Source organism: Pseudomonas sp. Z2-11, assembly GCF_054161305.1.
Map to the genome: position 1 here is coordinate 5,449,699 of NZ_CP096395.1, position 15,418 is coordinate 5,465,116.

General features: G+C 62.7%; 12 protein-coding genes. All 12 read right to left on the bottom strand.

The window, feature by feature from the left end; genetic code table 11:
- Window positions 1-2: 2 nt before the first annotated feature.
- The gene (locus tag M1E16_RS24230) at window positions 3-1,160 is read right to left on the bottom strand and encodes a glutathionylspermidine synthase family protein (RefSeq protein WP_458128574.1); all 1,158 of its coding nucleotides are present in this window, start codon (window positions 1,158-1,160) and stop codon (window positions 3-5) included.
- Window positions 1,161-1,172: 12 nt separating this feature from the next.
- Window positions 1,173-1,874 (bottom strand): DUF1190 domain-containing protein, encoded by a 702-nt coding sequence (locus M1E16_RS24235; protein WP_458128575.1) that lies wholly within the window; start codon window positions 1,872-1,874, stop codon window positions 1,173-1,175.
- Window positions 1,875-1,893: 19 nt separating this feature from the next.
- Window positions 1,894-2,322: a DUF350 domain-containing protein gene (locus M1E16_RS24240; RefSeq protein ID WP_434571556.1), complete on the bottom strand. Its 429-nt coding sequence runs from the start codon at window positions 2,320-2,322 to the stop codon at window positions 1,894-1,896.
- A 15-nt stretch (window positions 2,323-2,337) separates the two neighbouring features.
- Complete coding sequence (locus tag M1E16_RS24245) at window positions 2,338-3,000, bottom strand: DUF2491 family protein (protein WP_434696690.1); 663 nt, start codon at window positions 2,998-3,000, stop codon at window positions 2,338-2,340.
- Window positions 2,987-4,021 (bottom strand): ion channel, encoded by a 1,035-nt coding sequence (locus M1E16_RS24250; protein ID WP_458128576.1) that lies wholly within the window; start codon window positions 4,019-4,021, stop codon window positions 2,987-2,989. Before M1E16_RS24250 ends, M1E16_RS24245 begins: the two co-directional genes overlap by 14 nt.
- A gap of 282 nt (window positions 4,022-4,303) precedes the next feature.
- On the bottom strand, window positions 4,304-5,002 hold the full coding sequence (locus M1E16_RS24255) for a PspA/IM30 family protein (protein ID WP_458128577.1): 699 nt from the start codon (window positions 5,000-5,002) through the stop codon (window positions 4,304-4,306).
- A 21-nt stretch (window positions 5,003-5,023) separates the two neighbouring features.
- A complete protein-coding gene (locus M1E16_RS24260; RefSeq protein WP_458128578.1) occupies window positions 5,024-5,605 on the bottom strand; it encodes a YjfI family protein in 582 nt (193 codons plus the stop codon).
- Between the two features lie 411 nt (window positions 5,606-6,016).
- Entirely contained in the window at window positions 6,017-6,850 is an 834-nt protein-coding gene (locus M1E16_RS24265; protein WP_458128579.1) for a YfaP family protein, read from the bottom strand.
- Between the two features lie 3 nt (window positions 6,851-6,853).
- A complete protein-coding gene (locus M1E16_RS24270; protein ID WP_458128580.1) occupies window positions 6,854-8,473 on the bottom strand; it encodes a DUF2300 domain-containing protein in 1,620 nt (539 codons plus the stop codon).
- Window position 8,474: 1 nt separating this feature from the next.
- A complete protein-coding gene (locus M1E16_RS24275) occupies window positions 8,475-13,043 on the bottom strand; it encodes an alpha-2-macroglobulin family protein (RefSeq protein WP_458130364.1) in 4,569 nt (1,522 codons plus the stop codon).
- A complete protein-coding gene (locus M1E16_RS24280; RefSeq protein WP_458128581.1) occupies window positions 13,040-13,699 on the bottom strand; it encodes a DUF1175 domain-containing protein in 660 nt (219 codons plus the stop codon). Before M1E16_RS24280 ends, M1E16_RS24275 begins: the two co-directional genes overlap by 4 nt.
- Window positions 13,684-15,393 (bottom strand): DUF2138 domain-containing protein, encoded by a 1,710-nt coding sequence (locus M1E16_RS24285; protein WP_458128582.1) that lies wholly within the window; start codon window positions 15,391-15,393, stop codon window positions 13,684-13,686. Before M1E16_RS24285 ends, M1E16_RS24280 begins: the two co-directional genes overlap by 16 nt.
- Window positions 15,394-15,418 lie beyond the last annotated feature (25 nt).

The window sequence follows — 15,418 nt, forward strand, 5'->3', positions numbered from 1 at the left end:
AATCAGTCGAGGATCAGATGCGGCAGGAACCGGCTGGAATCCTTGGTGATCAGGCTGTTGTCTTCGCGCACGCCGATGCCGGCCGCCTGGTCGCCGATGACCCAGGAGCCGATTAGGGTGTAGCTGTCGCCAAAGCGTGGCAATGGCGCGAATTCCTGGAGGATGAACGGTGCGTCGGTATAAGGGCCATCTTCCTTGACGATCAAACCGTCAGCAGTCTGCAGCTCGATGTTGGCGCCTTCTCGGGAAAAGAACGGCTTGCGCACCCAGCCCTTGGGCACGGCTTTGCTCGTGTCGGTATCCAGGTGGGCCGCGAGCAGGTTCGGGTGGCCTTTGTTGAATTCCCACAGCAGCGGCAGAATGCCCTTGTTGGAGATGATCGACTTCCAGGCCGGCTCGAAAAACTGCGTATCGCATTGGGCGATCGCAGCGCCAAACGGCTCGTTGAAGATGAACTCCCAGGCGTGCAGCTTGAACAGGTGTGGAATCCAGCGCTCCTCCAGGTCGACGAAACGCCCGTCACTGTTGAGGCCGATGTCTTCGATATCGATGTGCCGCGATTCGATGCCGACTTTTTCCGCAATCAGGCGCAAGTAGTCCGTGGTGCCCTTGTCTTCCACCGAACCTTTCATCGAGGCGAAATAAAACGGTTCCTTGAGCTGCAACTGGGCAAAGGCCTGGTGCAGCTTGGTATCGATGCTGTTGAACTGGTCGGCATGGGCCGGCAGCACGCCGCGCTCGATGCATTGCTCCAGCCAGCCCCACTGGAACGCCGCCGCCTCGTAGAGGCTGGTCGGCGTGTCGTAATTGAGCTCCAACAGCTTGGCGGGGCCGCTGCCGTTGTAGGAGAAATCCATACGCCCGTACAGGTGCGGGTGGCCTTCAAGCCATGAAGTGCGAACCAGTTCGAAGAACGGCGCGGGAATGCTCAGGCGCTCCAGCAATTCTTCGCTCTGGACCACGCGGGCCACGAGGTCCATGCACATCTCATGGATCTCGGTCGTCGGGTCTTCCAGGTCATCCTCGATCTGCTTGAGGCTGAACTGGTAGTACGCGCTTTCGTCCCAATAGGGCTCGTCGTCGATGGTGTGGAACAGAAAGCCGAGCTGCTCGGCCGTCTGTTTCCAGTCAGGACGTTCTGCGCACTGGATCTTCTTCATGGTGCTGGTTCCTCAACCGCCGGAGCTGCTCGATCCGCCCCAACCGCTGCGGGCGCTGGAACTGCTGCCGAAACCACCGCGAGACGTGGAGGAAGCAACGGACATCGGCTTGCTGCTCTTGATGGTGTCGGTGTAGCTGCCGTACCGCGCCTGGTTGGACTTGGTAAAAGTCGAGCCCCTGGAGACACGCTGGCTGAGGGTCGAGGACCCGAAGCTGCCGCGATCATCGCGGTAACGGTAGACCGGCTCGGAGTAATAGCTGTTGCGGTTGCTGCTCAACATGTTGCCGATCAGCATGCCCGTCAGCAGGTTGCCGAAGCCTGAACCACCGACGTTCGCTTCCGAAGCGGGCAATTGGGCCCTGGCGGCGTCCACCTGGGATTGGGTGACTTCGCCATCGGCGCTCAGCTCGAAACCGCCCAGTTTGGGAATGAACTGGCCGGACGAGTCCTGCTGGCACCAATCGGGGACGAAGTCGGCATCGCAATCGGCCTGGCTGGCGTACGTCGGCGCGATGCGACGATGCTCGGCCATGGCGGTCATGTAGGCGTCGGCGCAAATGTCCACCGGCAGCTTTTCATCGACACATTGCTGGACGGACTGGAAGTTGTACTTCTTTTGCAACTTGTAGGTTTTTTCCGTTGGCCCGCAACCGGATATCGCCAGGGCGACCGACGCAGCCAGCGAAAGCTGGACGTACTTGCTTCGTTTCATCGGGATCTCCGTGGCGCAATCAGTTCGTGGAAGGCGTCATGCACGCGGCGTTCAGCATGCCGACGCTGATGGCCACGGCGGCGATGTAAATACCGGCGGCGATCTCACCATTCTTGATACGCGCGGAAGCGCCCTTGAGCACCAGGCTGGTCACCAGGAAGGCCAGCAACTGGACGGCTGCGGCGATCACCGCCCAGACGACGAAATCCAGCAGGCTGATCGAGTAGGCGATCACGTTGCTCGCCGGAATGGCGAAACCAACCAGGGCACCGCTCAGGGCGATCGCCGCGGCCACGTTGCCCGAGCGGATCAGCTCGAACTCTTTGTGCGGCGTGACATGGATGTAGATGAACTGAAACAGCGCGAACAGCACGGCCGCGCCGAGGATGTACAGGACGAAGCCGAACACGGCAGCCTTGTTCAGGGAAATGGAGAGCGCTTCAAGCATGGAATTCTTCCTTATTCAAAGAGTGTTCAGGTCAGTGGTGTACAGCGAAATACCCAGCGAAGTGCTCAGGCTGACGGTGCCTTCGGCGTCCTCTTCGACAGAGAACAGCAGGAATTCCCGGCGATCGGTCAGGCCGGTGTCGCGGGCGTACAGCATCGAGCGGTGCTCGACGCTGTAGGACTCTTGCGGATTGCTCACGCGCTCGCTCAACGCCACCAGTTCTGTCTGGCCAGCCTCGGAGCCCCATTCACGGGTGTATTCGACACCGTCGTGGGTGTAGGTCGGCAGGCCGATCAGGCTTTCCGGGCCAGCCAGCCGACGCAATTCCGCTTCGCTGTTGATCGTGACGTAGCTGAGGTAATTGAACAGGATCACCGACTCGACCTGCCCGGCGACGTCGCCGCTGGTGTGAACTTGCAGCCAGTAGTCTTCGTCGTTCATGTAGCAGCGCGACAGCCAGTTCGACTGCCCGAGGTCGACGATGCCCAGGCTCCAGATCTGTTGGGAGCCGGGGATGACCACGGTGCTGTTGCCGTCGAGCAACAACTTGAGCGTGGCATCGAACATGACCTGCTTGCCGGAGGCCAGGCCCAGCGGACCGCTGACGGGCGAGTCATGGCTGGCTGTCTTGTTCGCGTTCGGGGCCTCCAGCCCCATCAACTGTTTAAACCACCCCATGGGCAATTTCCTTGAGCCGCGCGGACGCGATGTAGAAGAGTTCGCCACCCGCGATGCGCGTGGTGCCGGGCGGATTGATCGATGGGTGTCGGGCACCCTTGGCGCGGTAGCCGATCAGCGTAGCGTTGTGCTGCTCTTTCATTCGGCCGTAGAGGTCGCCGAACGTCGCTTCAAACGCATCGGGCAGTTTCATCAGGTATTGGGTGGCGCCTTCGCCGACACAGAGCAACTCGTTGATGACCACTGACGAGCCCGGATCCTGGGAGGCACGCACGAGCATTTCGATGGCCATGCTGGAGGTGCATTCCAGGCTCGGCGCATAGGCGCTGGCGAGGGCGGCAATTTCGCTGTCATTGAAGTGGGCGACCACATGCCCGACGGGCCCCAGCCGATTGACCGCCAGCACCGTGGCCAGGGTCAGGTCGTCGGAATGGGTTCGCACCAGCACGCGCTCGGCGCCGGGTACGCCGGCGCGCTGCAACAGGGCGACCGAGGACAGGCTGTCGCCCTTGATGAACGAGGCCTTGCCGGGCATGGGGTTTTCTTCGAGATCGCAATCGCAGATGACGATCAGGTTGTCATTGGACGTTTCGTCCTGCAGCAATAATTCAATGACCCGCTCGCTGGAGGCGCCCTCCCACCCGATGAGAACCGTATGGCCGACCTGGCCAGTGAAATCGCCTTTGCCTTTCATGCCTTTTCTCCATACATCGATGACGCTGCTGGTGGTTTTGCCGATGGCTGCCGTCAGCAGCGCAATGCCCCCGAGCATCACCCAGGTAGCCACGAACACCCGTCCCGCCGCAGTCTGCGGCGCGAGATCGCCATAGCCGACGGTGAGCGTGGTGGTGAGATAGAAGTAGGTGAACGTGGCGGCGGCGACAAGGTGCTGCTCGCCCAGCAACACCAGGCCGATCCAGGCCGTGGACAGGTGCACGCCCAGCGCAATGGCCAGGCCGGCCCAGCCGAATCGATGGAAGAACGACGAAGCGTACGCGCGCAACAGAAGGAAAATCGACATTTCGTCCCTGACTCCGTGGGGCTTCGTTCCTGGCGGGATAATCGCTCGGGCAGTTGGGTGCTCGAGCGTAGTGGCCGGACAGCATTAAACCTGTTGTGCGGCCTGGATAGAAGTACCTTGGCGACAATAAATCCGATGAGCAGGCAGGCCGAGCACAGTCCTTGTGGCGAGGGAGCTTGCTCCCGCTGGGGCGCGAAGCGGCCCCCAAAGAATGGGACTGCTGCGCAGTCCAGCGGGAGCAAGCTCCCTCGCCACGGGTTCACTCAGGACAACGTGTACCGATCACTCAGCCGATTTTTTCTTCAGGCGTTCCAGGATCGCGTTGGCGCTGCCTTCGTTCGGCGTGATGCCGGCGTCACGTAGCTTGCGCTCCAGGTCGGAGCCGGTCGAAGCCTCGGTCAATTCGTCCTGGGCTTGCAGTTCAGCGGCCCGCTGCTGTTGCTTGGCTTGCAGGCGATTGAGTGTACCGACCGCTGTTTCCAGCTTGCCATTGGCGCCGCCGCTGGCAATCGAAGCACTGACCTGGGCCTTCTGCACGCTTTCCCGGGCCTTGGCCATGTCCACTTGCTGACGCAGGCTCTTGATGCGGCTTTCGGCCTTGGTGATGTCCTTGCGCATGTTTTCCGCGTAACCGCCGAATTCGGTTGCGTGCTTTTGCTCGGCGTCCAGTTCGTTGGTCAGGGTCGAAATGGCTTCGGCCACCTCCAATGCCAGATCCTCGCGGTTGGCCTGGATCGCGGCCAGGGCCTTGGCTTCCAGGTCCTTGATCTTGGCGTTGTATTCGCCGACGCGATCGGTCGCCAGCTTGTGCTTGGCCATGATCGTGACCAGCTCGCGCTTGGCGTTGGCCAGCGCGGTGTCGGCGTCGCGAATTTCCTGGTCGAGGATGCGCAGGGCCTGTTGATCGACGATCGATTCGCCGACTTCATTGGCACCGCCACGCAGCGCGGTGAACAACTTGCTCCAGATGGACTGAGTCATTGGATAGTTCCTGTTGGCGAATTAATTGAAGAAGCGGTCGAAGGCTTCGCTGGCGCGCTGCACATTGTCAACGAGGGTTTTGACCTCGGTGACGATGTTGGTCAGGCTGGAGTCGGAACTCAGCGCACCGAACATGTTGTAGACGACCTGGCCGTTGGGCATGGTCTCGATGCCGATGGACGACAGCGGAAACATTTCCCGGCTGCGCAACACGGCGTCGTTGAAGGCCGCTACGTCGTTGATCGACTCGACATCCACCAGGACGGTGTCGACGATGATCTGGTCGCCGACCACGGCGATGTAGATAGGCAAGCCGCCGAAGTCATTCATTTCCAGCTTGATGCTGGATTCGGAGCCTTGGACGAGGCTCAGGGTGATGTCGTTCGCGACCACTTCGTCCAGGGCCTGAAGGGCGCTGTAGAGACGGTCGATGTTCCAGTTATTACCTGCGCTCATGTAATTCTCCGACATGAATGAGCCAGCCAGAATCGGTTGGCGTAGCTGTTTCTCCATTTGCTTGAGCAGGCCTCGATTTTCGGGAAGCACCCAAGTCTCGTGTTTTACATAGCCTGCGGCACTCAGGCCCGCGCGCATCTGCTTCATGTAGAAGCTCGACGGTTTTTTCGCCGAGGGCTTGGCGCGATCTTCCGTGCGGCTCACTGACTCGGTCACAGAGCCGTCAGGTGGATCTGCTGGAGAGCTGGTTGGCATGGCATTGACCCCACTGTGAAAAACTCACGCGTGAGAAACACTACAGGTACTTTGCAAACCCCACAATAGCTCACGCGTGAGATTTTTATTTGTCACAAATACCTGATGCCACCTGTGGGAGCGAGCCTGCCCGCGAATCGGTGGGTCAGCTTGCATTGATGTTGAATGTGCCGCCGTCTTCGCGAGCAGGCTCGCTCCCACAGGATTTCCGAGCGTCCACAAATCAGGCGTCAACCCCAGGATCCCTTGTGGCGAGGGAGCTTGCTCCCGCTGGGCTGCGCAGCAGCCCCCCTCTTTGTCTCCTCACGGATAGCTGAAGCTCTTGATCAATGTCAGCTCCCCGACCGCCCGCATCGGCACCACGAACGTTTCCATCTTCTCGCTCGGAGTGCCCTCTTCAGTAATCACCGTCACCTGCGCCGTGGTCAGGGCCTGTTGCGCCTGCTCCACCTGCTCGCCGTCGCCCTCCTCATACTCGTCACTGCGGTAGCCGCCGCCGTAATAATTCACGTACACCAGGTACTGGCCTTTGATCGGCGCGGGCATGGCGAAGATTTCCGGGCCGTAGCCGGTGGTGACGTCGACGTCGAGCGCGGCGCCGTTGGCGACGGCGCGGTCGCCGTACCAGATGTGGGCGCCATCGGGCGTCACCAGGTGCAGGTCGAGGTCGGTGCCGTCGCTATCCCAAGTCAGCAGGACCCGCAGCTTGGCCGGGGTGGCGCCGCCGGTGGTGTTGAGGAACTGCGTGCGGTGGCGCTGCTGGCCATCGGCGCTACGCACTTCAACGCTGTTGCTGCCATTGGGGAATGAGAATGGTCGGTCGAAACGGCCTTCTTCATCTGTTTTCAGCGGCAGGCTTACGCCGTTGACGATCAATTGTCCTGGTGCGTTGCTGTCCTTGGGCGCGCCTTTGATCTGGCCGCTGATGCGTGCGGTGTCGGCCTGGCCCGGGGGCGTATTGACCGACGAGGCCGGGTAGTTGACGGTCTGGCTGAAGCTTTCGCCCTCGCCCCCCGGCGCACCGCTGCGCCAGCCGCCGACGGGTGTGTCGAGCTTGATGGGGTCGGCAGCCATGGCCGGTGGCAACGCGGTCAAGGCACAGAGCAACAACAAGACCTGTGGATAACGGAGTGTCATGGTCTATTCCAGCAAGAGGTGACGGGCGAGCCCTTCGATATAGGTTTCGTCCTGGCCGTTGGGGTGAGCCTCAAAGGCCAGGTGCAGGTATTCGTGTGTGAGGTCGAGGCGGTCTTGCAGCGACAGCACGCCACGTACGTAGATGCGCTGGCGCTCGCGGTCGACATACGGCCGGCCGAAGGCGACGCGGCAGACCGCGAAAGCGCTGATTTCGTTGTAGCCCACTTCGCTTTCCAGGCGCTGACGCCAGCCACGGCGCTGCTTCAGCAACCAGTCCTGGGCCGCGGGCAACGCTTCGCAGGACGCTACCGGGTTGTCCCAGCGGCTGAGGCTGGCACGCGGATACGCATGCAGCAGGATGGCGTCGTAGCGTTGGCCGCCGTTGGCTTGTTCAACGGCTTGGGCCCAGGACAATTTGTCCGGGCCCGGTTGATCGGAGTGGTAAGTGACGTCAGTGCCGGCCAGGACCAGATCAGTGGTCCACGCGGCGATCGCGCGGGTTTCAGGCGCCGCCGGACGCGGGGCGACGCGCTGGCGGTGACTGCTGTCATCGATGCTCAGGCAATCACCATTGCGCCCGGCGTTTTGCAGCAGGTAGGTGCGAATCGCCACGGCCAATGCCTTGGCTGCTTCGACCGGTTCGGCCTTGGCTTCGCGTTGCAGGACCCGGGCGACGTATTCTTCCCGATCCAGTCGCGCGACCAGCTTGCCAGGCAGCAGGAACAGCTCGCCGTCGCTGTGGATATCCAATTGGTTGCCATTGGTGAACTCGACACGGTAATCGCCGCGCAGCTGACCCGGCATGGCAGGACGGTCGCCAGCCATGACCCGCTGCAACGGATAACGGGCAAACAGGCCTACTTCCACGCAACGCCCGGTTTCCGCCGGCCAGCGCGACGGCAGTGCCGTGGCCAAGCCATCGCCATACTTCTTCAGCACCTGCTGGCTGGTACCGCGCCCACCGGCCCAGACGGGCGTGCCATCGGCCAGCCAACCGGCGAAACCGCCCTGGCGCGACGCTGGGCCCCGGTCACCCAGCCAGCTCCAGGTCTTGACCCGCAGGCGACCGCCCAATTGACCGACCAATCGCCCATCCGCAGCGCCGAGCACCACGTCGAGTAATACCCGCCGGGCCTGATCCTGGGCCGGCAACGTGGCCAGCGCCTTGAGCAGTTCTGCAACGGGTACCTGGGTTTGCGGCTGCAAGGTCGGCAAGTCCAGCAACCAGTTCGGCGCCCGGCGCGCTTGCCAGTAATCTCGCCAGTCCGGCGCCGAAAGCCCGAGCCGTTGCGGTTCGAAGTACAAGCCGCAGGACTTCACCAGCGCCTGATCACGGCCGATGCTCTGCCTGGCATTGCAGCAATAGACTTCTTCTTTCGATTCGCCGCGACACTCGTAGACCGGCTCGCGAGCATCGGTGTCCACCAGCCAGGCGTAGACGAAGAGCTTCCACAGGCTGCCCAACGGTGCCGTCAACGCGTCCGGCAACGGCTGGCGGTCCAGCACCTGGGTCTGGCTCACTCGCAACAGCTGACCGTCGAAAGCCAGGCGCAAGGGCTCCTCCTGCGCTGTCGCCAGCGCAGGAATCAAGCACAACAGCCACCAGCCCCAAGGCTTGCGCATGTCAGTTGACCGTCACCTGACCGAGCGCCGGTTTCTGTTCGCGAGCCTGGTTTTGCGGCGCATACACCTGGGTGAAACGCACCGGCGGCAGGGTGAACTGGCCCTTCTGGGAGAAACGCACCAGGTGCCGCAGGCGCAGTTCGCCACTAAGGGCATCCACCGGGACCGCGTAAGCCATCTGGCCCGGTTCGAAACGGGCCTTTTCCAGGGACGTCGGTTCGCTGTCGGCCTTGCCCAGCAACTGGATGCCCCACGTGGTGCGCTCCACATCAGCGCCCGGCGGCAGCGGCACTTCGAGCATGCCGTAGCGCAGCGGCGTTGAGGCCTTGCTGTTGATGATCACTTCATCCAGATAGAGGCTGTCGCTGGACAACGGCTTGTTGCCGACAGCTTCGAGCTTGAAAGTGAACGCTTCGTCGCCCGGCACGAGGCGCGACAGGCGGCGGGTGATGGACACGGCCATCGGCGCAATTGGCGCTTGCTGGCTCTGGAAACTCAATGACGCCTGCACCGGACGCGCCTGGGCACTGGTCAGGGTCAGCATCGTTGGTAGCTGCGCGCCCTGCCACTGCCAGTAGGTTTCACCGGTCGCGCCCTGCTTGGCTGCCCAGCCTTCGGCCGGTTCCAGGGTTGTGGCCGCCGGTGCCTGTTCGATACTGCGCTGCAACCAGGTCAGGGCCAGGGCACGTTCCAGCGTGGATTGCTGTGGCAACACGCGCTGCAGCAACGCGGCGGCGCGCGCCTGATCGAAGCTCTGCAACGACAACAGCAGGGCCTCGACGAACGGCTGGGAGCTGAGTTCCAACTGCTGTTGCGCGGCGTCTGCCTGGCGACTGAAGGCCGCCGGCATTGGCACTTTTACCTGCTTGGCCAGCGATGCCGTCAGGACGCGGGCGCTGGCCAGGCCGAGGGCTGAATCCGGCGCGTACATGACGAGGCTGTCCTCGCCACTGTCCAGCACGCTCTCGGTGCTGTCTTCGCTGGCCTTCGCCAGGTCGTCCATCAGACCGCTGACCAAGGTGTTCACCGGCAGCTGCATCTGTTTGGCGAACGACAGGATCAGGGCACGTTGCAGCAATGGCGTATCACCGGCCTGCTTGGCATAGACCTCCAGCACTCGCTGCCAGTGTTCCGGCGGCAGGTTCAGGTCCAGCGCCTTGCTGGCGTGCCAGTCGGCGTAATAGGCGTAGGCGGTGAGGAATGCATCCGGCTCGCCGTCCTGGCCCCACCAGGTGAAGCTCGCCGACGGGCCGGCCATCTGCACCAGGCGCAAGCGACTGTTCTGCATGATCAAGCGCAAGCGGTCACGGATCTGCGGGTTCGACGCCAGGGACGGGTAGGCAATACTCAACGGCAACAAGCGGCTGGCGGTCTGTTCGACGCCGCCGTACGGGTAGCTCAACAGGTCGTCCAGGGCCGAACGGAACAGCGCTTGCGGGCTGTCATCCAGGCGCAGGCGAATATCGCTGGCGTCGGCCGGCAGGTTCAGTGGCGTGGCGTCACTCATGACGTCGAGGCGCTGGCTCTGGGTGACTTGCCAACCGTTGCCGCTGGCATTGAGGTGCATGGCCAGGGCGTCCTGGGTTTCGCCATTGAGTTGCAACTGCACGGTCAAGTCGCCGTTGCTCAGCTCCATGGTCGGCAGCGCGACGTAGTTGATGCCATTTTTCAGGTCCGCGACCACACGCTGTTCGGCGCCGGCGTAGCGGATCAACAGTTCGGCCTTGAGCGGTTTTTCCGACTGGCTGAAGACGAACAGGCCCAGTTGCGGCTTGTCGCCCACGCGGAAGCGGGTCGGGCCGCTCCACTTCAGGTACAGCGGTTTTTCCGAGGCGATGAACTGCTTTTTCTGCCCCACCTGGCCGTCGTCAGCGATTGCCTTGGCGGTGATGCGCCAGCGGGTCAGGGAGTCCGGCATCTTGAAGGTAAAGCGGGCCTTGCCGTTGGCGTCGGTGACCAGCTCCGGTTGCCATGCGGCGGTGTCGACATCTTCGCGACGCGGCCGTTCCAGCACCTTGACGCCACGCTCGCTGCGGTTGGCCTTGCCCGGCGCGCCAGGGCTGCCCGGCAGCGCCACGTCGTAGCTGATGAACGACAGGCTGGCGCTGGTGCGCACGTTGTTGCGGCGTGGGTGATAGAAGAACTGGTCGATGGTGGGCGCCACTTCCGGTTGCAGGGCATAGACCATTTCATCGACGACGCTGACGGTCAGGTGCGCCGGGATCGCCTTGCCGGCGAACTGGGTGCCCAAGTCCACGGTTACGGTGTCGCCCGGGCGATACGTGGCTTTATCGGTGGTGATGGCCACGTCGATCTGCGGCGCAACCACCTTGATGCCGGCGTTCTGGAAGCTGTACTGGCCGCCCTTGGTGTACAGCACCGAGAAGGTCAGGTTCGGCGCAAAGTTGTCTTTCACGGCAATGCGCGCGCGGTATTGGGTGTCGCTGAGCTTTTCCATCTTCAGCCAGTCGGCGCCCTTGGTCAGCAGCGCGGTAGCCTCGACCTTGTCCCGCTCCAGGGACAGCAGCGCGTCGCTGACCGGTTCCGGGAAAGTGATCAAGGCCAGGGCTTCGTCACCGGTCTTGTATTCAGGCTTGTCGAAGACGATCTCGACCGTGCCCGGCACGGCCTTGATACCTTCACCGGTTACCGCATGCGCGACGGCGCCAATGACCCGGCCGTGGTCGTCCTTGAGCGTCAGGTTGTAGGTGCCAGGACGCTCGAAGGACAGGCTGAAACCCTTGTCCTTGGCCGCCAGCTTGCCTTCGCCGGTGCTCTGGTCTTCCAGGCGTACCCAGGCGTAGCTGCCCGGTGTCACGGCCTTGGCCTGCTCGTTGCCGCCTTCGTTGGCGTAGCTGAACGACACTTTCTGGCCGACGGCGCTGAACCGCTGGGGAGCGCTCAGGCGGAAATTCGCCGCGCCACGATCGATGAGGATTTCCTTGCTGGTCTTGACCCGATAGGCCGCGCCATCGCTGGCGAATACGGTAAGTGTGTAGCGGCTTGGCTTGTCGGCGGCCGGCAGGTCGAGGGCGGCGTTGCCCTTGGCGTCGGTGGTCACTTCGCTGCTGGTCAGCTCCACCGGGAATTGCCCCAGGTATTGCAGCTCGTTATCCACCATCGACAGTTGCTGGGCGCGCAGGCTCAGGCTGACCTTGGCGTCCGCCACGGGCTTGCCGTCCGGGTACAGCAACACCAGATTGCCCTTGACCGGCTCGCCGGTGCGGTAATCCTGCTTGGCGAGGTTCAGGGCGATTTCGAAATGCGGCTTGACGTATTCAGCCACGCGAAAGGCGCTGCTGTAGAGCTGATCCTTGTAGCTGAAGCGCAACTCATAACCACCGGCCACGGCATTTTCCGGCAATTGGAAACGGCCCTGGGTGCCGGCCTTGGAGTCGAGCTTCAGGGCCAGGGTTTGCAGCGCGGTGCCGGTCGCGTCCAGCACCGTGACGTTGACGTCGGCGGCGGTCGGTTGCACCGAGTCGCGGGCGTTCTTGAACTCCCGGCCAACGATCTTCAGTGACACCCAATCCCCCGGCCGGTACAGCGGCCGGTCAGTGAACGCGTAAAGCTTGGTGTCGTAGATTTCGCTGTCGTAGTAGAAGTTTTCCGAGACAAACACCCCGCCCTCTTCGTCCTCGCCAATGACGAACGAACGCTCCGGGCTGACGTGCTTGAGGCGCAGCAGGCCGTCCTCATCGGTGGCACCGCTGCTCATCACGCCCAGGCCGTCGGTCCACAGCACGTTGACCTTGGGCACCGAACGGCCCTCATGCTTGCGCGCGGCCCAGACCAGCAATTCGTCGCCGGCAATCTTGCTCACGGCCACGGTGTTGGAGACAAAGACCATCGTCGTCGCCCGGTACTTGCCGATCAGCGCTTCCACCAGGTACAGGCCCGGCTTCAACTGGCCCAGCGGGACGTAGACATTGCCCGGCGCGACGCTGACAAAGTCGCTGGACGAACCGGCCAGGTCGACGCCGGCCGGTGGCTGGATCGGTTTGGCCTGCCACAGCGGATAGCGGAACTGGCTGACCACCGGCAAGCCGGGGATCAAGGCGAATTGCGCTGGAGCGTCGTACGGGGTCGGCGCGATCAGGGCATTGCCGACCTTCAGCTCCGGCACTTCTTCAGTGACTTGCTGGCGGGACTCGTAGGAGAACGCCCGCTGCATCACCCGGCGGGACTTGCGATACCAGTTGTCCCACAGGTACGCGAGGGTATTGGACAAGCCTTCGCCCTTGAACTGGCCGTCGCTGACCACGCGATGCAGGTTCTTCTGGCGCTTGAGGAACTCCAGTGGCTTTTCGATGCGATAGACGCGGATATCGGCGCCGCCGTAGGGCTCCATGCGGAACCGGCGGTAGTCGCGACCCGGCGCTTCGAGACGGACCATCGCCTGCTCGTCGCTGGCGAAACTGCTGTCGGCCAGCAGGAAGAAGCTTTCACCGGACACCGGCGTGTAGCCGCTGGGCTCCACGGTGTCTTCGGCATTCACGAGAGGTGCCAGCAACAGGGCAAACAGCAGGGGCAGTTTCGAACACAAGCGCAGCATGCGGGCACCGGTCATTGGGTGAGAAAGTTGAGTCGATAGACGCCGATGAAGTTGGGGTTGGCTGCGTCGGGTATCCATCGGGTGTCCTTCCAGTTCATGAGTTGTTGCAGGCTTGCGGAACGCATGCCGTTGTCAGTAGGGGTGGTAGTGCCGGTGTGATAGGCGATGTAGCGGCCCATCCAGATCATCAGGTGCTGGTCGTCGCCCTGGTCGAAAAACATCAGGTCGCCGGGCCGGGCCTGGGTGACATCGCGGCCCACCAGACGGCTGTTGAACTGGATCAGCTTGATCGCGTTGACATAGGGCCCGACCTTGCCGCCGCCCTGTTGCCACTGCTGGGCCAGGCGCCGTTGCGCATCGCTCAGCGGCAGCTCCGGCGGCAGGTAGCGGTTGGACAGGCCATTGCTGCGCAACCATTTCTGGTCATGGACTTTCAGCGCTTCGTTGGCAGCGAAGCGCACCAGCCCGGCACAATCCTGCTGGTACCAACGCGGGCTCGGGCCTTTGCTCAGTTGCTCCTGGGCGATGCGCACGAACCAGGCCCGAAAGACCTGGGATTGTTGCGCATCCAGCGGCGGCGCCTCGTCGGCGAACGCCCGCGCGCCGAGCAGCAATACCAGCAGCAGCGCCAATCCGGGATTGCGGATCAGTCCTGTCACAGCGCTTTCCATTCCAGCGGCAACCATTGCCAATGGCCGTCCGGCTCGCTGCCTGCAGGCAAGGTCAGCGCGTATTTGCCGTAGCCGCCGAGGGTGCGCAGTTTCGGAATCAGGTAGGTTTGCGCGGCGTTATAGAACACCGGTTCCATGTCCTGGGGCAGGCTGTCGAGGGTTTCGCGCTGCATCAGTTGCGCCATGGAGTCGGGGCCAAAGTAGACCGGCATCAACTGGTCCTTGGGCACTACATCGGCCATGGGCGGGAAGCGTTTGTCGAGGGTGCCGAGGGCCTTGTCCACCAGTTTGTCGTCAAGGGAGAACAGCAGGGTCGAACCGTGGCGTGCCAGGCTGATACGCATGAACGCCTTGCCGGTGATCGATTCGGGCTGCTCAGCGTCCTTGGCCAGGTAGGGGCCGAAGTTGGAGCTGACCTGGCGTTGCCATTGGTGCATCGCGCCTTGCTGCTTCTCTACAACCGGGAACGCATGTTCGGCGACATTGTTTTCATAGGCGCCCACCATCGAACCGAACAGCTTGCCCAGGCCGGCGTCGAGCTTGCCGTCGTCTTCGTTCAGGCTTGCCACCAGCAGCGGGGTGTACAGGCGCGACTCGGCGTACCAGCACAGGCCCGCCGCACCAGCCACGTGATCAACCATGGCCTGGGCGGCTTTTTCGTCGGCGCCGAGTTTCACCAGCAGGGGCTTCTGCTGCTCGGCGGCCAGGGGCAAGGCTACGCAGGCGCTGGCGCCCATCGGCATGGCTTGCCAGATGGGCTTGAAATCGAAGTCCGGCTGGTTCTCCAATTCGTCCATGGCCAGGAAGCTGTGCCAGCCCTTGTCGTCCATGTCGAAACGCAAGCCGGCGAAGTTCGGAATGAAACGCTGGTAACCCATGGCGAGCACGCTGGCGTTGACCGAGATGCGCTGCTTGATCTGCGGCGCCTTGGGCGGCAGGCCGAAGGCTTCCGGGAAGAGTTTCTCACCGGCCAGCAACGCTTCGAGGGCCTGGGTCGAGATCATGCCCGGTTCGTCGGTAGGGCCACTGCCCTGGTCGTAGAGCTTGGTCGGGTTGGACAGCACCACCAGCTTGTCGCCATGGGACGCGAAAACCAGGGATTTGCTGGCGTTATAACTCAGTTGATAGAGCGCGACTTCATCGCTGCCCACCTTCAGGTCGCCGAGCTTGCTCAACTGGGTGTCGTCCAGGGCGACTTTCGCCAACGGCTCCAGCACCTTCGCCAATCCGCCACGGTCCATCACCAGCAGGAAATCCTTGAGTCGGCCGTCCGCACCGCGCCACAGCGCGACGTCGGCTGGCTGGTCGAAAAGCTGCTCGATCAGGCTGTCCTGAAGCTTGAGATCATGCTCGTAAATGATCCGGCGCAGGCTGCCAATCAGGCCGAGGCGGTCGGCGTGAGCTTCGTAATAGAAGACGAAATCCTCGGTGAGCGTGGCCTTGAGGAACGGCACGGCCAGCAGGTCCTTGGGCAATTGGCTCAAGGAGTGCGCCTCGAGCAGACCGTCGGGACGGCTCACGCCGAGCTTTTCCAACGCCAGCTCCGTGGGCGGCGCCTTGGGCTTGGTCATGAACCAGCCCAACCCGGCGGCCACGCCGGTCACCAGGCATAGCCCGATCAGTATCGCCGGCCAGCGGCGCACTGGTTTGGCGACAGGGGTCGGCGTGGTCGGGGAAGCAGTGTTGTCGCTCATATTCACAAGGGCCTGTTCATCCGTG